The organism is Microbacterium nymphoidis (assembly GCF_021044885.1).
In the GTDB taxonomy this organism is placed as follows: domain Bacteria; phylum Actinomycetota; class Actinomycetes; order Actinomycetales; family Microbacteriaceae; genus Microbacterium; species Microbacterium nymphoidis.
Map to the genome: position 1 here is coordinate 1,552,546 of NZ_JAJNOD010000001.1, position 18,995 is coordinate 1,571,540.

Sequence of the window (18,995 nt, forward strand, 5' to 3'; positions counted from 1 at the left end):
CGAGTGAATTAAACCGCGCCGACAGAGCTCTTCCCACGGAAGAAGATTCCCACGGCCCCCGCGCCGAGCAGCGCGATCGCCCCCGCGGCGATGAATGCAGCCGAGTACCCGGTGGTGAGGGCCACCGGGTCATCGAGTTCTCCCGCGCCAAATCCGGCAGCGATGGCCGACACCACGGCGAGCCCCAGCGCGGAGCCGACCTGGTAGCTGGTGTTGACGATTCCGGACGCGAGACCGCCGTCCTGCGGCGGAGCGGCGGAGATCGCGATCTGCAGTGACGGGATGAACGCCAGCGCCTGACCGAATGCCACCACGAGTGACGGACCGAACGCATCCACCCAGTAGTTCCCCTCCGGGCGGATGAACGCCATCCATCCGAGACCGGCGGCCAGGATGATCAAGCCCAGCACGATCGGGACCTTCGGGCCGAGGGCGGACATGATACGCGGTGCGAGCACGATCATGCCGATCATGATCAGCACGGTCATGGGCAGCAGGGCCGCTCCGGCAGGGAACGCCGAGAAGCCGAGCACCTGCTGCAGGTACAGGTTGAGGAAGAACCACATCGGGATCCAGGCGGCACCCAGCATCACCTGGGCGAGGTTGGCCGCCCCGAGGTTAGTCGCGCGGAAGATCGACAGGCGCATGAGAGGTTCGCGACGAGAGCGCTGCACGAGGACGAACACGACGAGCAGCGCGATGCCGCCGCCGACGGCGATCCAGGTCTCGGCCGAGCCCCAGCCCGCCACCTCGGCGCGAACGATGCCGTAGACCAGGGCTGCGAGACCGAGGGTGACAGTCAGCGCGCCCATCACATCGACGGATCCGCGAGCGCCCAGCCTGCCACCCGGCAGCGCCTTCCACATCACCAGCAACACAAGGATCGCGATCGGCACATTGATGAAGAACACCCACGGCCACGACGCGAACTCGGTGATCACCCCGCCGAGGAAGACTCCGGCGGTACCGCCCGCCGGAGCCGCCGCACCATAGAAGGCCATCGCCTTCGTGAGTTCTTTTGGATTGGAGCCGAAGAGCATCATCAGGAGCGTCAGTGCCGCGGGGGCGATGAGCGCGGAGCCCATCCCCTGCAGCACCCGCCCGATGAGCTCCACGGTGACGTCACCGGCGAATCCCGCGACCAGCGAGCCGGCTCCGAGAACCACCCAGCCGATGGCGAACATGCGACGAGGGCCGTAGAGATCCGAGAGGCGGCCGCCGAGCAGCAGCAGTCCGCCGAGCGCGATCACATAGGCGTTGAAGACCCACGACAGGGTGTGCGGCGTAAAACCGAGATCGGCCTGCATGCGCGGCAACGCCACGCCGATGATGGATGAGTCCATGATCACCATGAACTGGGCGAGGGCGATGAGGGCGAGCCCCCACCACCGCGCAGTACTTGTTGAGGATGACGTGGTCACCGGTGCTCCGTTCGATCGAGATTGACTTCGCTTCGTTCAATACCCTAGGGGGGTATGGTATTCCCACGCAACCCGGTCCTGCCGCGACCTCGTCGCGTCGGCTCGACCGCGGCGCCCCGCACACCGGAACGCACGAGACCCCTGCCCGGAAGGAACCGGACAGGGGTCTCGTGCGTTGTGTGAGCGTTACGCGACCGCCGCGTAGCGCGCGGGATCGGCGTCGAAGCGCGGGGCACAACCGGCGCAACAGAAGTAGTACCGCGTGCCGTCGTAGTCGCGGAACAGGCCGGCCGCTTCCGCTTGCGCGCGGACGACGGTGCCGCCCATCACCGGACACTCGACGTGGTCACCGGAGGTCGCCAGCAGATCGACGCGCCCGTCGGCGGAGACGGTGGCGTGAGCGGGCATGCTGCAGCAGGAGGCTGCGGACGAGTCGGACATGGGGTTCCTTTCGCAGAGATGGGGTTCAGGGGGCGGTGGTCGCTCGACTCCGGAAGGACCGGAGACGGAGACTGTTGCCGACGACGAACACGCTGGAGAACGCCATGGCGGCTCCGGCGAGCATCGGGTTCAGCAGGCCGAGGGCGGCGAGGGGGATGGCCGCGACGTTGTACGCGAACGCCCAGAACAGGTTGCCCTTGATCGTGCCGAGCGTGCGCCGCGACAACCGGATGGCATCGGCGGCGCTGCGCAGGTCGCCACGCACGAGGGTGATGTCGGAGGCCTCGATGGCGACATCGGCTCCCGTCCCCATCGCGAGGCCGAGGTCAGCCTGCGCGAGCGCTGCGGCGTCGTTGACACCGTCGCCCACCATGGCCACGACTTTGCCCTCCTTCTGGAGGCGGGTGATGACGTCGACCTTGTCCTGCGGCAGCACTTCGGCGATCACCTCGGTGATGCCCACTTCCGCCGCGATCTGCGCGGCCACGGCCGCGTTGTCGCCAGTGAGGAGCACGGGGGTCAGCCCGAGTTCACGGAACTGCGCAATGGCCTCGGCGCTGGTGGGCTTGAGGGTGTCGGCGATCACGAGCACGCCGCGGGCCTCCCCGTCCCACCCCACCGCGATCGCCGTCTTGCCCTGTCTTTCGGCAATCTCCTTCGCCGCGGCGAGGTCTGCGGAGAGGTACTGGGCCCAGTCGGCGAGCAGGGAGGTCCGGCCGACGATCACCGCGTGACCATCGACGATGCCCTGCACGCCCGTGCCCTCCAGGTTCTGAAACCCCTCCACGATGGGGAGCGTGCCGAGCTCCTGCCTGGCCGCCTTCGCGACGGCCTGCGCGATCGGATGCTCGGAGGCGTCCTCCACCGCTCCCGCGAGCCTCAGCAGTTCGGCGCGCTCGACGCCCTCCTCCAGGAGCACATCGGTGAGGGTCATGCGGCCGGTGGTCACGGTGCCCGTCTTGTCGAGCACGATCGTGTCGACCTTCCGCGTGGATTCGAGCACCTCCGGACCCTTGATGAGGATGCCCAGCTGCGCACCGCGCCCGGTGCCGACGAGCAGCGCCGTGGGGGTGGCGAGGCCGAGGGCGCAGGGGCACGCGATGATCAGCACCGCGACCGCGGCCGTGAACGCCGCCGACACCGGGAATCCCGCGCCAAGCCAGGCCGCCAGCGTGCCGACTGCGATCGCGATCACGATCGGTACGAAGATGCCCGACACCCGATCAGCGAGGCGCTGGACCTCAGCTTTTCCGGACTGCGCATCCTCGACGAGTCGCGCCATCTGCGAGAGCTGCGTGTCGGATCCGACCCGCGTGGCTCGCACCACGAGACGGCCACCCGCGTTCACGGTGGCTCCCGTGACCTCATCGCCTTCCGCGACCTCCACCGGCACCGATTCCCCGGTGAGCATGGAGGCATCCACGGCAGAGCTGCCCGACACGATCACGCCGTCGGTGGCGATCTTCTCCCCCGGCCGCACGACGAATTCGTCGCCGACAGTGAGGTCGGTCGTGGGGATGCGGGTCTCCACCCCGCCACGGATGACCGCCACGTCCTTCGCACCGAGCTCGAGCAGCGCTCGAAGGGCGGCACCCGCCCGCCGCTTGGACCGCTTCTCGAAGTAGCGGCCCGCGAGGATGAACATGGTGACGCCGGCGCCGACCTCCAGATAGATATTCGCGGCGCCATCGCTCGGCGCGACGGTCAGCTCGAACGGGTGCGTCATCCCGGCGACACCGGCCGTCCCGAAGAACAGCGCGTACAGCGACCAGAGCAACGCCGACAGCGTTCCCATCGAGATCAACGTGTCCATCGTGGCGGCGCCGTGACGCAGATTGATCCACGCGGCCTTGTGGAACGGCCACGCCGCCCAGATGATGACCGGTCCCGCGAGCGCGAGCGACAGCCACTGCCAGTACGTGAACTGGAGCACCGGGATCATCGCCATCGCGATGACCGGCACCGTGAGCACGATCGAGCCGATCAGCCGGTGACGCAGGGAGGTGAGTTCCGCATCCGGGGCTTCCGCGTCATTCACGGGGTCATCGCCGCGCGGCGGGGCCGGAAGGACGGCGGTGTAGCCGGTCTTCTCGACCTCCGCGATCAGCAGGGCGGGGTCGTACCCCGCGGGCGCGGTGACCTTCGCCTTCTCGGTGGCGTAGTTCACCGTGGCGCTGACACCGTCGAGCTTGTTCAGCTTCTTCTCGATGCGCATCGCGCACGAAGCGCAGGTCATGCCGCCGATCTCCAGCTCGACGCTGGACCCGGCCTGCTGCAGATCCGTCATGACTCCTTCTCCTCGTACGTGCCGCCGATGATCCGATCAGTGACCGCCATGGCCGGCATCCGTGCTCGTGTCCGTGGTACCGGCGACCGCGTCCATCACGAGCTCGGCCGTGTGGACCGTTCCCGCCACCTGGAAGTCCAGGTAGAGGAGGTAGCGGCCGGCGGTGGGAGCCTGCGCGGTGAAACTCACCGTGGGCCCCGAGGTCTCGCCCGGCGCGGGCTCCTCCCCGTGCGCATGGACGTGCAAGTACGCGAGATCGCCGTCCCGCAACGCCACAAGGTGGCCGAACGCGCCGAGGTAGGGCTCCAGCTCGGTGACGGGTGCGCCGTTGCGGGTGATGTCGATGGTGAGGTCGCTCGCCGCCCCCGCGACGAGTTCACCGCTGACAGAGACGTCGATGCCGTCGACCCGCGTGTCGGTGACGACGCTCGTGCGGGGCTCCGGGGTGAGCTCGCCGCCGGCGGTCACGAAACGCGACAGCGTCACGCTGGTGCCTCCGCTCGTGAAGTCTGCGTACACGCGATAGGTGCCGGCGCGCTCCCACGTCCAGGGCAGCGACCACGTGCCGGTCGTCGCGTCCAGGATCGGATGCACGTGGCGATAGCCGGCACCGTCACTGCGGACGACGATGAGGTGCAGGTCCTTGCCGTGCGCACGCTCGTATTCGGTGACCGCCGTTCCGTCACGATCCACGATGGCAAAGGAGAGCGTGCCCTCCTCGCCGACGGTGAGGGGAGCCTGGATCTCGCTGAGAGTGAAGCCGGCCTGGGCGATGGACGTGCCGTTCACATCTGCCTCCTGTGTGGTGCTGGCGGAAGGGTCGGGGGTATGGGTGGCGCCGTAGGCGGCGCTGTGCTGCCAGGCGGCGACGGTTGCATCGGGCACCAGGACTCCCCCGGCGGCGAATGCGACGCCGAACACCGCGAGGAGACCGGCGCCGTACAGCCCGAGGCGCGCGGGGGTGTTCATCAGATGCGCACCGCCTCGTACCCCGCCTCGTCGACGGCGGCGAGGATCACGGCGTCATCGAGCGGCGTGGCACTCGACACGACGAGCTTGCCCGTCTGGGCGCTCACGTCGATGTCGTCGACGCCGGGGATCCGAGCGACCTCGGACCGGATCGCCATCTCGCAGTGCCCGCAGGTCATGCCGGTCACCTGGAACTCGCTCGTGGTGGTCATCTCGTTCTCCTTCATCTGCGTAGCCGTACCCCACCGGGGTACCTCTCGGTCAACCATATACCCTAGGGGGGTATTCGCTCAACCGTCGAGGATCACCGAATCACTCCGCCGCGAGGTCAGACCACCGTCACCAGTTCGGCGAAGTCCTCGGTGTAGCCGAGAACCAGGAACGTCGACGATCGCAGGAGTTCCGCCAGCTCGCCCCAGGCCGGGGACTCCGGCTGTCCATACAGGTGCTGGAGGTCGGCGATCAGGGCGTCGACGTTGAGCGCCGGCGCATCCACGGGCCGGTGGAAGGCGAGGGTGCGCGCCCCGATCGCCCAGGGTTCGTAGCCGTGGCGCTCATGCAGGCGCCGTGTCACGGCGAGGCTCTGAAACGGTGTCCAGTCGCCGCTGAAGTATCCGTTGGGAACGTCGGCCAGCGGGCCGTCGACGCTCGCCTCCGGCACCCGCTGCACGACGTGCGCCGCCTCCAGCAGCGGGGACGGGTCGCGATGGAGCGACACCAGCGCGTCAATGTCACCCGCGTCGGTCGCGAACCCCTCCGGGATGCTCGCCCACGCCGCCTCAGGGTCGGACCCCCGCAACGCCGACAGCACGGCGGCGAACAGCTCCGCCTCATACTGGTCGACCGCCGCGGCGGAATCGTCCTCCGGATATGTCACTCCGGTATCGAGGTCATGCCCATTGATGGCGTGACCGCTGGTGTAGAGGCACTGATCCGCATCATCGAGAAGGGCGAAAGTCCGGCCCTGCTGCCCTTCACCGATCCGCACGACCGCGGCAAGGAGCTCCGTCAGCGATGCGGGTTGCGTGATGATCGCCACGCTGTAGCGGTCGATGCCACCCTGGCGAGGGTCGGGAAGGTCGATGGTGCCGGGTGCGGAGGACATGCGTGCATCCTACGGACGTCGCCGAATCCGCCGCGAGACTTCCACCGTGGGCGACAACCGCCGGGTTGCGCCGGTTCTCGCCCGCAGACGGAAGTCTCGCGGTCAGGCGACACGGGCGCGCGGTCCCGGCCATAATGCGATGACAGACTGTGGAGGATGCACTCGATGAGCACCAGGATCCCGTTCGTTCCGAATGCCGAGACCCGGGAGATCGTCCGCAGCGCCGCAGACGAGACGCGGCGGGTGAGCGGTGCGCGCATCGGGGATCTGGTCGAGGCAGCGCTGCTGCGCACCCTGACCGATACCGTCGGCTTCGATGAGTCCGGCCGCGTGTTCATCATCACGGGCGACATCCCGGCGATGTGGCTGCGCGATTCCACCACCCAGCTCACGCCATACTTGCGCTACCTCGATCGCAGCGCGCAGCTGGCCGACCTGGTCGAGGCTGTAGTGCGCCGGCAGTTCGGCTTCATCGCGCACGACTCCTACGCCAACGCCTTCAACGACGGGCCGACCGGCGCGCACTACGACCCGGAGGATGTCTGCGACGATCCGAACGTCTGGGAGCAGAAGTACGAGATCGACAGCCTCTGCTACCCCGCGACCTTGGCGCACACCCTGTGGCAGCGCACCGGCCGCACCGCCTTCATCGACGACGATCTGCATCAGGTGCTGCGGACGATCGTCGCCCAGCTCCGTCTCGAGCAGGACCACGATCGTTCGCCATACCGGTTCGAGCGCTCGACCACGATCCCCACCGAGACCCTGATCCGGGAGGGGCGCGGGTCCGAAGTCGCCCGCACCGGCATGACGTGGGGCGGGTTCCGCCCCTCGGACGACGCGTGCACCTACGGGTACAACATCCCCGCGAATCTGTTCGCGGCGCAGGCCCTGCGCGCGATCTCCGCGATCGCTCGCGACGTGCTCGGCGATGCGCAGCTCGCGGAGGCCGCTGAGGCGCTCTCCACCGAGATCCGTGACGGAGTGCGTGCGCACGGCATCGTCGAAGGCCCGGAGGGCGCGCCGATCTACGCATACGAGGTCGACGGGCGCGGCGGCGTGCTCATCATGGACGATGCGAACACTCCCTCGCTGCTGTCCCTGCCCCTCATCGCGCCCGACCTGATCGACCGCGAGGTCTGGGAGGCCACGCGCGCCGTGATCCTCGGCCCGGCGAACCCCTACTGGTACAGCGGGAGCGTGCTGCGGGGTATCGGCAGCCCGCACTCCCTTCCGGGGCGGGTGTGGCCGATCGCACTGGCGGTCCAGGGCCTGGTGGGAACGGCCGACGAGCGCGTCCGGATGCTGGATCTCATCGCCGCCTCCGACGGCGGCACCGGTCACATCCACGAGAGCGTCGATGTCGATGATCCGTCGCAGTTCTCCCGCCCGTGGTTCTCGTGGGCGGACTCCATGTTCTGCGAGCTGGCCCTCCAGGTGGCGGAGGACGCCCGGACATCGTGAGCCGGGCCGGCCCACCTCGTGGTCTCAGAGAGTGCACGACGCGCTCCCCGTCGCTGCATCCCGCGAGACCACACCACCGACCGGTCTCAGAAAGTGGCCGCACCGCAGTCGCGAACGGCAGATGCTGAGACCACGGCCCGCGGCGACCACGGCTCGCGGCGACCGACCACGGCTCGGCCACCGACCGCGGCGACCACGGCGCGCGGCGACTGGGGGACTGCGCCTGAGTAGGCTCGTCGCATGAGTGCCGTGCCCGCGCCGCAGATCCTCCGCTATTCGGCCTTCGCCGCAACACCCGAGGGCGGTAACCCGGCAGGGGTCGTCCTCGATGCCGAGGCGCTGGAAGATGCAGACATGCTGCGCATCGCCGCCGAGGTCGGATACTCGGAGACCGCGTTCGTGGGAGCGCGCAACGACGATGAAGGCGAACGCCGCTACGCCATCCGCTACTGGTCGCCGAGCGCGGAGGTGCCGTTCTGCGGGCACGCCACGGTGGCGAGCGCCGTGGTGCTCGCCGAGCGGGACGGGACGGGGACGATGACGTTCCAGACGCGGGCCGGCGACGTGACCGTGGAAGCGACGCGCGGCGACCACGGTGTGAACATCGCTTTCACGAGCGTGGAACCCGACGTCCGGGACCTCGACGCCGACGTCCTCGCACGGACCCTTGCGCTCTTCGGCCTCGATGCCGATGACCTGGACAGTGACTACCCGGCTCGGGAGGCCTATGCCGGCAACTGGCACCCGATGATCGTGCTGCGCGACGCCGAGCTATTCCATCAGTTCCGCTTCTCGCCCGAACCTGTCGCCCGTCTCATGCGCGAGCAGGGGTGGAGCGGCACGATCACCGTGCTGCATCGGCAGTCGGAATCCGAGTTCCTCGCGCGCAACATCTTCCCCGTCGGCCGGATCACCGAAGACCCCGCCACGGGTTCGGCCGCAGCAGCCACCGGCGCCTACCTGCGCGCCATCGCGAGCGTCCCTGCCGATGGCACCGTGCGGATCCACCAGGGCAGCCATGTGGGGCGGCCGAGTCTGCTGACGGTGCAGATTCCTCCGAGCGGTGGGATCACCGTCACCGGCGGCGCCCGGCCGATACCCCCGATCGTCTGAACGCTATTCATCCGAACGTCGGCGGACCATATCCGGCCGCGAAATGTATACCAATTCCGGCGCTATTCCTATGCCTCCCGCAACCGGAGGAAGAACCCTGTCCCATAAACTAAATGCATGGTACATAGCGAAATCCCGAAAATCGCCATGTCCGGGGATGAACTGCAGCACCTCTGTGATCAGGTCACCAGAGACGCCGCTGCAGGGGATTACGATGGCGCGCTGACGCTCATCCGTAATCAGGGCCCGGCCATATGGTACGGACTCCGGCCGGAGCGGCTGCGTTCCATACTCGAAGGCGCAATCGCCAGCGGTGCGGAACAGACACCGCTTGCTCAGCAGCTCCACCTCTTCGTGACCGCCGGCGATTCCGCCCAGATCTCGCCTGAGACACTGCACGCCCTCGTCGGCTCACACGACTCGATCGCCCTCGCCGTGGTTCGCACGGCGCGGGTGATCGATCTCCGGCTGCGCGGGCGAGCTCACGTCGCCGCAGACCTCCTGCGCGAGCTGGAGGAGAGCGCCCTGCGGATCACCCCGCTGTTCGACACCACGGCGGGACTGCAGCTGGTCCTCTCCCTTCAATGCGGAATCACCGCGATGCTGGCCGGGCGCTTCCCCGAGGCACTGCGCTACCTCCTCGCGGCACGTATCCACCCGGTCATCCCGGAACTCGTCTTCCTGACTCGCGACGCCCTGGTGAAGTCGGCGCTGATCCACGCCTTCTTCGGCGACTCCGCCGAGGCGCGCGCCCTGCTGGACGAAGCCGCACAGCTCCCGCGCACGATCAGCTGGGCGGAGCCGCTGATCGATGCCCACATCGCCCTCACGCACGCGCGACTCGCACCGGATCGGTCATCCGGCCGTGCGATCCTGCGATCCATCGAGATCCGCGATGTCGGCGAGATGTGGCCCTTCTACGTCCTGTGCATGCACCACGTGATGCGCGCGCCCGCCGACACGCACACCCTCAAGCAGCAGATCGCCGTGTTCGAGCAGCTCGGATTTCCCCGGGTCGAGGGCGAAGGACTCACGGGCAGCGTCTTCCCGCTGGTGCGCGCGGACATGCACCTGCGCCAGGGGAACACGCGGGAGGCGGGGATGTTCCTCGCACAGGCCGATCCGGAGTTCGCCTTTACGCAACTGCTCAGCGCACGTGGGGAACTCGCCGACGGCCGCGCGAAAAACGCGGTGAAGGCCGCCTCCGCCGTCGACACGGACACAGCACTCCGAAAGGTGCACCTCTATCGACAGGCCATCCTCGCGGACGTGTTCGAGGCCCTCCAGAAGAGACGCTCGACAATCACCGCCCTCATGTCTGCGATGAAGGTCGAAGAGGGCGTACGCGCCGAAGAGGCAGCGATGTTCTCGCCGAAGATCCAGGCGCTGGCGGAGTCCGAGATCCCCGGGTGGCCTCATATCGCCTCACCGACCGAGGAGGTACCGGAACCCGCGAATTCCGATGCGGTTTCGCTCACGAATAGGGAAAGGGAGATCATCGAATTGCTCGCCACTGATCTCTCCCGGAATGAGATCGCCGCACAGCAGTACATTTCGCTGAACACACTCAAATCGCACATCACCCGCCTCTACAAGAAGCTGGATGTTTCCTCCCGGGAGGAAGCAGTTCATCGCGCACGGCTCGAAGGGTGGGCGTGAGCCGAATTCGATCGCCCGGGAGTGATCGCCGACAAATATGAAAGGGGTATGGCCGGGAATTCTCCCGGCCATACCCGTGCCGAGGGTGGGGGAAGACCCCGGCACAGGCTGGTCACAGCCACCGGCGCGACCAGCTCATCTGTGCGGGGCGACGACAGCCATCGCCCCGCACAGGCCTACCCGACTCTCCGGCTGCGCACGCGCGCCACGGTCAGGGTCAGTCCGACCAGCACCGCGAGCAGCCCGAGTCCCCCTGCCGCGAGGGGAAGGGGCGCACCGGTCGACGGAAGTGCCGGACGCGTCGTCACGGGGCTCGGCGACGAGGAGTCGGACGGCACCGGCTCCGGGGTTACCGTCGGCTCCGGCATCGTAGTCGGCTCCGGCGTCGTAGTCGGCTCCGGCATCGTAGTCGGCTCCGGCGTCGTAGTCGGCTCCGGCGTCGTAGTCGGCTCCGGCGTCGTGGTCGGCTCCGGCGTCGGAGTGGGCTCCGGCGTCGGAGTGGGCTCCGGCGTGGGAGTCGGCTCCGGCGTCACCGTCGGCTCCGGCGTAGGCGTGGGAGTCGGCTCAGGCGAGGGCTCCACGGGCGGGTCGATCACGATCACGCCCGCATCCCAGGTGGGGTCGATGCCCTCCGTGGCGCGGATGTCCCGGTGTTCGTACTCCCGCACGAGCGCGGAGTTGGTGTCGTCGAGCAGGAACGAGCGAGTCAGCCCGCTCGCCGGATCCGCGTTCGAGTCGCGGCTCCCGTCCGCTCCCGCCTCCCAGCTGGTGAAGCGGTAGAGCTTTGCCTGCTCCGCGGTCAGCGTGAAGCGGACGCTGTACGTTCCGGCGGGGAGTTCGTCGAAGACGTATCGGCCGTGCGCGTCCGTCTCCGTATCCGCGATGACCTCGCCGTCGCGGATCAGCTCGACGGTGACACCAGCGAGCGGCTGTTCCCCGGCGCCCTGCGCGCCGTCCTTGTCGATGTCGATCCACACGAAGTCACCGATCGCGTACGTCTTGGAGACGAACCCGAAGTCGAGGGTGGGGTCGCGGTCGCCGTCATCGTGAAGGTCACCCGGCTCGGTCGTGGCCTCCCACGTCGACGAGTCGCCGGCACGATCACCGCTGCTCGCCACCGTGGGGACGTAGGGGCGAAGCGCCTCCTCCGACGCGTCGCGATCGATCCGGACGGTGTACACCTCGCCGCCGGTGAGCGCGGGCAGATCTGCGAAGGTGTACTCGCCGTGGTCTCCGGTGGTCACCGGGGCGACCGGGTTGCCATGGACGTCCGTCACCGGCTCGCCGTCGGGCCCCACGAGTGTGAGCACCACACCGGGGATGCCGGGCTCGCCCTCGTCCTGCCGACCGTCGAGATTGGTGTCGACCCAGACGAAGTCACCCACGGACACGGACTTCACGGGGACGACCTCGGCGAACGTGCTGCCGATCCGGTTCACGACGGGTGTGCTCGCGTCGGTGACGCGCACGGCGAAGTACGCCGGGATCGCGACCGCGGAATCCAGCAGGGTTCCCTCCTTCTGGCTGATCGACACCGTTCGGGCGGTGGCATCGTACGAGGCCACGAGGTTGCCGCCCAGTTCGACCGGTCCGGCGGCGGGCGCGTTCGCCGTCGCGGCATCCTCCGCGGTCACGAAGCCGAGGAACTCTGTCCCCTGCGGCAGGACGTCATCGACCGGGACGATGGTCACATGGTTGTAGCTGCCGTGCGGAATGAACTCCACGCGGTAGACATACGTGTCCTCCACCAGGTTGCCGTGGCCGTCCATCGCCGCCTTCAGCGTCTGCACCCACTCCTGGCTGGAGCGATCGAAGACGCGCTTGCGTACCTCGGCCTCATCCCCGTACGACGTGGCTTCGGTCTCGGTGTCCGACCAGTACACCGGCTTGTCGTCGGAGCCGAAGAGGACCGCCTTGTTCTTGATCTCCTTGGTCTCCTTGCCATCGAACGGGCGCGTGGTCAGCGTGATGGAGACCCGGTAGTCCTTGTCGGGTCCACGCTGGGCCACGACGGACTTGCCCGCGTCACTGAGCTCGATGATCAGGTTGCCGTCGCCGTCGGTGCTGAGGGCGAAGTCGGATGCCGCGAGCCGCTGCCAGTCGTAGGTGCCCGTGACGTCGACGGAGGCGAGGTCCCGGGTGTCGAAGACCGTGGCGTCCACCTGATCGACGATGCGGCTGGTGCGCGCGTCGACGCCGGCGCCGGCGGTCACCGCGAACGTGTAGTCGACCGCGACCCGCTCGCCGGGGTTCACCGTCGTGTCCTTCGCGGTGCCCGACTTGGTGAAGGCGCTCGGGTCGTTGATTCCTTCCTCGCCCTGGGGAAGCACCACCACGGTGACATCCCGGGTCCGCGTGAACGGGGCGCCGTCACGGTACGTGAAGTCCGCCGAGTTGCGCAGCAGGTACGGGACACCACCCTTCACGGGCGTCCACCCCGCCTGCGCCAGTCCGGCGACGGTGGTCACCTGCGCCCGGACGGAGATGTTCGCAGCCAGCGCAGAGTCCTTGCCCACGTTGATCAGCAGGCGCTGCCCGTCGACGCAGTACTGGTTCACGAACTGATCAGCGGAGAAGCCGGTGACATCCGCCGGGCAGGAGGCGGCCCGCGTCAGCGTCAGTCCTCCGTCGGCCGTGATGAAGTCATCCGTCCCGGCCAGCCAGACCGCCTGCGGGGGCAGGACGTCGCTGATGACGACGTTACGGTTCAGCTGCTTGTTGGGATTGGTTCCGTCCCAGCCCCGGAGATCGGCCTTCAGCCCGTAGACGATCTCCGCCGGCGGGGTCAGCGTGCCGTCCTCGGCGGTCACGACGTTGCGGGCGTCCCATGAGGCGTTCTTCGCGAATGCGGCGCCCAGGTTGGGGCCGGGATTCGGGTCAGCCACGCTACCGCGGACGCGAACGCCCGCGGTACGGGTGTGCTCGTCGCCGCCGAAGGTGGCCGTGTTGACGAGCGAGGTCTCGAAAGCTCCGATGCCGTTCGGCAGCGCGTCGTACTTCGCCTGCAGTGCGGCGACGAGGATCTCCGGATCGCTCACCGTGACCGCGTAGGTCAGGCGCGTGATGGACGGCCCCGGCAGGTCCGTGGTCCAGGTGAACGCGTTGCCCTCAATCACCGGTGTGATGCCTTCCGCCGCGGACATCCGCCGATTCAGGCCCTGCGCGTCCCACGTGGTCTGGGTGAAGGAGAAGGAGTCATCGACATAGGCGAGTCCGGCCGGGAGCTGATCACCGAGCGCGAAGCCCGGGCGAGCCACCGGGGTGCTGATGTTGAGCGCGTACGTCAGAACCTGATCGACGATGGTGGGCTTGAGGCTGACGACGCCGTCCTCGACCACGACGAAGCTGTCGAGGTTGCCGGGCGAGACGCTCTTCGCGTAGCTCTCCGAGACGTTGGCGAAATCGTCATCTGCATCGCGGACGATGACACGTACCGAGTTCTCCTCGCCGTCGATGCGCCAGCTGACCGTCTCCTCGGAACTGTGCTCGACGGACTTCACCGTCAGCATCAGATCGAACACGCCCTGATTCACATCCGCGGGCCAGGGATCTGCGAAGGTGACCGAAACGGTGTTGCCGTCCTGGACGACCCCCGCGATGGCGGTGTTGCCTGCGGGGACCCCGGTCACGGACACGTTCGTGCCGAGATCGAACACCACGGTGCTTCCCGGTGCCACCGCGTCGTTGTACTGCACACGCAACGTCAGCCGGTCACCTTCGGCGACCACGGGTGTGCCGTTGTAGGTGGCCCCGTTGAGCAGGAGCGTGGATGTGATTCCCGCCGTCGCCGCGTGCGCCGCGACGGACATTCCGATGATGGATCCGAGTGCCAGCAGCAGCGCGAGGGCGGCCGCCAGCCACCTGCGCGCTCCTGCCGGCGATGGGCGTGCGGGCACGCCGAATGCATGGCTCATTGTTACTCCCCTGTAAATCCGACCTGCGACGCCGATCGGATTCAGCGGAGGTCGGGTGGATGCGCCGGCCGCGCAGGGCGCACGACCAGACATCTTCACTTTCGCCGTGGCTCGCCGGCTCGGTGTTCGTTTCGGACCGAATTCACCCTGGCGTGCGCATAATGCATACCGCGGTGATGGAGCTCGGCGCGCACGGGCGCTCGCTCCGCAGCCCGGAATAGACTTCAGTCGCTCCGCCTACGGGGCCGGATGCGAAGGGAAGCGGCGAATGGGAGCCAAACGACCCACGGTGTACGACGTCGCCGAGCGTGCCGGTGTCTCCATCGCCACGGTCTCGCACTCGTTCCGCCGGCCCGATCGAATCCGCCCGGAGACCCGCGAGCTGGTCCTGACAGCGGCGCGCGAACTCGGCTACGCCCCCAGCGGATCGGCCCGCTCCCTCGCGCACGGCTCCACCGGCGCTCTCGGGCTGCACCTGTTCCACCTGCTGCTGCCGCAGCGGCAGGCGGCCACCGAGGCCGCCGGATCGGAGCTGCTCTCCTCCATCGTGTCCGACGCTCAGCAGGGCGCTGCCCCCGCGTGGTTCCCCGCGGCGAACACCGCTGACCACGACCCGCGGGTGTTCCCGCTCTACGTCGACGAGATCCAGCGTGGGTTCGTGATCGAGTGTCGTGATCGCGGGCGGCCGGTCGTGCTGAGCCAGGGCGGCACCGACCAGTCCGATGTGGCGAGCACCGCGGGGCGCGTCGACGGGCTGGCGATCTTTCCGGGCCGCTCGGACACGGACGAACTGCTCGAGCTTCTCGGCGGTCGCCCCGTCGTGTTGTTCAGCAGCCGACCTGATCCGCGCACCGCACAGGTGAACTCCGACAATCGCAGCGGCATGCGCGACATCGTGGATCATCTGGTCACCGTGCACGGGGCGCGCTCTCTCGGCTGGGTCGGCGAGACCTCTGGCCAGTTCGACTTCAGCGAGCGTTTCAGCGCGTTCGAAGAGGCCGTCGACATGCACCCCGGCCTCGCGATGCATGTCCTCGACCAGCACAGTCTCGACATCGATCCGGCCCTCCCCGCGGTGGAACGGGCAGCGCGAGCGGGTGAACTGCCGGATGCCCTGGTCTGCGGCAGCGACCAATCGGCGCTGGTGGCAATGGACACCCTGCATGCGGCGGGGCTGCGCGTTCCGGACGACGTGCTGGTGACGGGCTTCGATGACGTGCTCGCCGCTCAGCTGTGCCAGCCGCAGCTGACGACCGTCCGCCAGCAATTCGAGCTCATGGGCCGCGTCGCCGCGCATCTGCTGATGTCGGAGCCCACGGCCAAGCCCACGGTGACGCTCGGGGTCTCGCTGATGACCCGCGGCAGCTGCGGCTGCTGACCCGCGGCGAGGACGAACCACCAACCCGGGCTTGCGCTCGATGAGCGCCTCATCGTAAGTTATGCGCATAAACGTTTATGCGCATAACCGCGAGCCGCGGATCCGCGTCCACACGTTCGAACTCAAGGAGGAGTTATGAGATATCAGGAACGCACGCTCGCGGTGGGGGCCGCGATCCTTGCGACGGCGCTCGTGCTGACCGGTTGCGGGCGGGCTTCCGAGGAGGGGACCTCCTCGGAGTCCGCACCCGCGACCGCCATCGACGACGGCCCCGCGACGGGAACGGTCACCATGTGGACCATGGGGTCCGAGGCCGACGCGCTGAAGCCGTTCATCGCGGAATTCGAGAAGCTCAACCCCGACGTCACGGTGAACGTCACCGCCGTGCCGTGGGCGGCGGGCCACTCGAAGCTGCAGACCGCGATCGCGGGCGGCGCGACGCCGGATGTCGCCATGATCGGATCGAGCTGGATGTCGGAGTTCGCCCCGGCTCTCGCCACCGTGCCCGACAACTTCTCGGCGGACGACTACTTCCCCGGCACCATCGAGGGCACCACCGTGGATGATCGGTGGGCCGCCGTGCCGTGGTACGCCGACGTCCCGATGCTGTACTACCGCACCGACCTGGCGGAGAAGGCGGGATGGGACCACCCGCCGCAGAGCTGGGACGACGTGCAGGAGCTGGCCGCCGCCTACCAGAGCAAGGCCGGAGCGCAGTGGGGCATGCGCCTGTACACCGGGCCGAGCTCCTTCCTCGGCAACCTGTGGATCCCGTTCACGGGAGGCGCGACGCTCGAGGACGGCGAGAAGTGGACCTTCACCACGCCGGAGTGGCAGCACGCGATGGAGTTCTACAAGAGCTGGTTCGACAAGGGCCTCGTCGATCCGAACTCCGACCCCGCCCCGGCCCAGATGCCCGCGGACTTCGTGTCGGGCGCCACCCCCATGTTCGTCGCCACGCCGGCAGGGCAGGGAGCGATAACGCAGATCGCGGGTGCCGACTTCGACAGCCAGTACGCGCTGGCACCGCTGCCCTACGACAGCACGCAGGTCTCGGTGGTGGGCGGATCGCATCTCGGTGTCTTCGAGAAGGCGAAGAACCCGACCGCGGCGTGGAAGCTGGTGCACTGGCTGAGCGAGCCGGAGATCCAGGCCCGCTTCTTCGAGGCGACCGGCGACCTGCCGCCGGGACCTGCCGCCTGGAAACTGCCCGCCCTGACGGACAACACTCGCATCGCCGCCGTCGGCGAGGCTTTGAAGACGGCGCTCGCGATCCCGACCCCGCCGACGCTGGAGCAGGTCTTCGCGATCGGCGACAGCACCCTCGAGCAGATCCGCAAGGGCACGGTCTCGATTCCGGACGCGCTGGAGAGTCTGCAGCAGCAAGCAGATCAGATCGGGCTCGGCTAGATGACGCTCCCCAGCACTACCCGCCGTGCCCGCTCCCGCGGGGCACGGCGCCGGTCGGGCGCCGCCGCTCATCTCACCGGCACCGGCAGGCGCTTGTCGCCTGGATGTTCTGCCTGCCCTTCGTGGCGATCTTCGCCGTCTTCATGCTGACGCCCATCGGCGGGTCCTTCGCGATGTCGTTCACCGACATCACCTCCCGCGATCTGCAGTCCCCTCTCGCGGTCGACTTCGTGGGACTCGACCAGTACGCCTCCCTGCTCACCGATCGCCGCTTCCTCACGTCGTTGTCCGTCACCGGGCTGTTCGTCGTGATCGGGATCCCGGTCACGATCATCACCGCTCTCGCCCTCGCCGTCGGGCTCAACACCGGACGCGGGCGGATCGTCACGGTCCTGCGTGTGGGCTACTACGCACCGGCCGTCACGAGCATCGTGGCCGTCTCGGTCGCTTGGAAATACATCCTCCAGCCCGATGGGCTGCTCAATGCCACCCTCGGAGTGTTCGGCATTCCCGGCGTCAACTGGCTGAACGATCCGGTATGGGCACTGCCGTCACTGATCATGCTCGCCGTATGGCGCAACGTCGGCACCCTCATGGTGATCTTCCTCGCCGGTCTCCAATCGATCCCGCGTGATCTGCTCGAGGCCGCGACCGTGGACGGCGCCGGCGCCTGGCGACGCTTCTACAGCATCACCCTGCCGATGCTGCGCCCCACCATCCTCCTCGGCGCGGTGCTCATCTCCGTCGGCTACCTCCAGTTCTTCGAGGAGGCATTCGTGATGACCGGCGGCGGCCCGCTGGATCGCACGCTGTCGGTCGCCTTCTACACCTATCAGCAGTTCGGCGTCGGACAGTACGGGCGCGCATCCGCCGCCAGCTACATCCTGTTCCTGCTGGTCGCCCTGCTCAGCCTGCTGCAGTTCCGGCTGCTGCGCACGAAGGAGTAACCCGTGACTCTCACCGCACCCCATTCCCGGGCGAGCGACACCGCCAGCCCACGTCGCGACCGGCGTCGGCCCCGGGCCCGCACGCTGGTCACGACCGTTCTCGTCGTCGGCCTGGTCGTGTGGATCATCCCGTTCGCCTGGATGCTGCTCGGGTCCCTCAAGACGCAGGGCGAGATCCTCCGTCGCCCGCCGACGTTCTGGCCCGAACAGGTCACCGGGCAGAACTACGTGACCTGGTTCGCCGAGCTCGACTTCTCGAAGTTCTTCCTGAACAGCGTCATCGTGGCGACGGTGACGGTGATCGGCAACCTCCTGTTCTGCTCGATGGTGGGCTACGCGCTGGCGAAGATGCGCTTTCCTGGAAAGCGTCTGCTCTTCGGGCTCGTGATGCTCACGCTCATGGTCCCCGGGGTGGTGACGTTCGTCCCCCTGTTCGTGCAGACTGCACAACTGGGGCTGCTGGACACCTACGCCGCACTCGTACTGCCCTTCCTCACCGGCCCCGTCGGCGTCTTCTTGATGCGGCAGTTCATCTCCGACATTCCGGACGAGCTGCTCGAGGCCGCGCGCATCGACGGCGCCAGCGAACTGCGACTCTTCACCCGCGTCGTGCTTCCGCTCTGCGGGCCCGCACTGGCGACGCTCGCGATCCTGACCTTCCTGGCATCGTGGAACAACTTCCTGTGGCCATTGGTGGTCTCACAGTCCGCCGACCTCTACACGCTGCCCATCGCGCTCTCGCTGTACTCGACCGGTCAGCATTCGACGAACTACGGGCTGCTGCTGGCCGGGTCCGTGCTGGTGATCGCTCCCATCCTGGTGCTGTTCGCCTTCCTGCAGCGGTGGTTCATCCAGGGCATCGCGACGACGGGCCTGAAATGAGCGAG

General features: G+C 68.0%; 14 protein-coding genes. 7 read left to right on the forward strand and 7 right to left on the reverse strand.

The features are described from left to right. Positions 1-8 precede the first annotated feature (8 nt). From LQ566_RS07240 to LQ566_RS07265, 6 genes are all read right to left on the reverse strand, one after another. The gene (locus tag LQ566_RS07240; protein ID WP_231090938.1) at positions 9-1,421 is read right to left on the reverse strand and encodes an MFS transporter; all 1,413 of its coding nucleotides are present in this window, start codon (positions 1,419-1,421) and stop codon (positions 9-11) included. A 186-nt stretch (positions 1,422-1,607) separates the two neighbouring features. Beyond that, the gene (locus LQ566_RS07245; RefSeq protein ID WP_231090939.1) at positions 1,608-1,862 is read right to left on the reverse strand and encodes a YHS domain-containing protein; all 255 of its coding nucleotides are present in this window, start codon (positions 1,860-1,862) and stop codon (positions 1,608-1,610) included. A gap of 25 nt (positions 1,863-1,887) precedes the next feature. Then, positions 1,888-4,149: a heavy metal translocating P-type ATPase gene (locus tag LQ566_RS07250; RefSeq protein ID WP_231090940.1), complete on the reverse strand. Its 2,262-nt coding sequence runs from the start codon at positions 4,147-4,149 to the stop codon at positions 1,888-1,890. Positions 4,150-4,185: 36 nt separating this feature from the next. Continuing rightward, positions 4,186-5,118 (reverse strand): DUF8832 domain-containing protein, encoded by a 933-nt coding sequence (locus LQ566_RS07255; RefSeq protein ID WP_231090941.1) that lies wholly within the window; start codon positions 5,116-5,118, stop codon positions 4,186-4,188. Beyond that, positions 5,118-5,330, reverse strand: a complete 213-nt coding sequence (locus tag LQ566_RS07260; protein WP_231090942.1) for a heavy-metal-associated domain-containing protein — start codon at positions 5,328-5,330, stop codon at positions 5,118-5,120. The genes LQ566_RS07255 and LQ566_RS07260 overlap by 1 nt, the downstream gene beginning before the upstream one ends. A gap of 116 nt (positions 5,331-5,446) precedes the next feature. After that, the gene (locus tag LQ566_RS07265; RefSeq protein WP_231090943.1) at positions 5,447-6,223 is read right to left on the reverse strand and encodes a hypothetical protein; all 777 of its coding nucleotides are present in this window, start codon (positions 6,221-6,223) and stop codon (positions 5,447-5,449) included. A gap of 165 nt (positions 6,224-6,388) precedes the next feature. On the opposite strand from LQ566_RS07265, the gene LQ566_RS07270 reads away from it, so the two are divergent. From LQ566_RS07270 to LQ566_RS07280, 3 genes are all read left to right on the forward strand, one after another. After that, positions 6,389-7,687: a glycoside hydrolase family 125 protein gene (locus tag LQ566_RS07270; protein WP_231090944.1), complete on the forward strand. Its 1,299-nt coding sequence runs from the start codon at positions 6,389-6,391 to the stop codon at positions 7,685-7,687. A gap of 240 nt (positions 7,688-7,927) precedes the next feature. Beyond that, positions 7,928-8,800, forward strand: a complete 873-nt coding sequence (locus LQ566_RS07275; RefSeq protein WP_231090945.1) for a PhzF family phenazine biosynthesis protein — start codon at positions 7,928-7,930, stop codon at positions 8,798-8,800. 117 nt (positions 8,801-8,917) lie between these two features. Beyond that, complete coding sequence (locus LQ566_RS07280; RefSeq protein ID WP_231090946.1) at positions 8,918-10,459, forward strand: helix-turn-helix transcriptional regulator; 1,542 nt, start codon at positions 8,918-8,920, stop codon at positions 10,457-10,459. A 176-nt stretch (positions 10,460-10,635) separates the two neighbouring features. Here LQ566_RS07280 and LQ566_RS07285 read toward each other — a convergent pair whose 3' ends face one another. Continuing rightward, positions 10,636-14,373 carry an SdrD B-like domain-containing protein gene (locus LQ566_RS07285; protein ID WP_231090947.1) on the reverse strand — a complete coding sequence of 1,246 codons (3,738 nt, stop codon included), beginning with the start codon at positions 14,371-14,373 and terminating at the stop codon, positions 10,636-10,638. 268 nt (positions 14,374-14,641) lie between these two features. Here LQ566_RS07285 and LQ566_RS07290 point away from each other — a divergent pair, with 268 nt between their 5' ends. The 4 genes from LQ566_RS07290 (at position 14,642) to LQ566_RS07305 (ending at position 18,990) form a co-directional block, all read left to right on the forward strand. Then, entirely contained in the window at positions 14,642-15,751 is a 1,110-nt protein-coding gene (locus LQ566_RS07290; RefSeq protein WP_231090948.1) for a LacI family DNA-binding transcriptional regulator, read from the forward strand. A gap of 135 nt (positions 15,752-15,886) precedes the next feature. Then, positions 15,887-17,161 (forward strand): extracellular solute-binding protein, encoded by a 1,275-nt coding sequence (locus LQ566_RS07295; RefSeq protein WP_231090949.1) that lies wholly within the window; start codon positions 15,887-15,889, stop codon positions 17,159-17,161. 122 nt (positions 17,162-17,283) lie between these two features. Continuing rightward, on the forward strand, positions 17,284-18,108 hold the full coding sequence (locus LQ566_RS07300; RefSeq protein WP_308070624.1) for a carbohydrate ABC transporter permease: 825 nt from the start codon (positions 17,284-17,286) through the stop codon (positions 18,106-18,108). Positions 18,109-18,111: 3 nt separating this feature from the next. Beyond that, positions 18,112-18,990, forward strand: a complete 879-nt coding sequence (locus tag LQ566_RS07305) for a carbohydrate ABC transporter permease (RefSeq protein WP_372459780.1) — start codon at positions 18,112-18,114, stop codon at positions 18,988-18,990. Positions 18,991-18,995 lie beyond the last annotated feature (5 nt).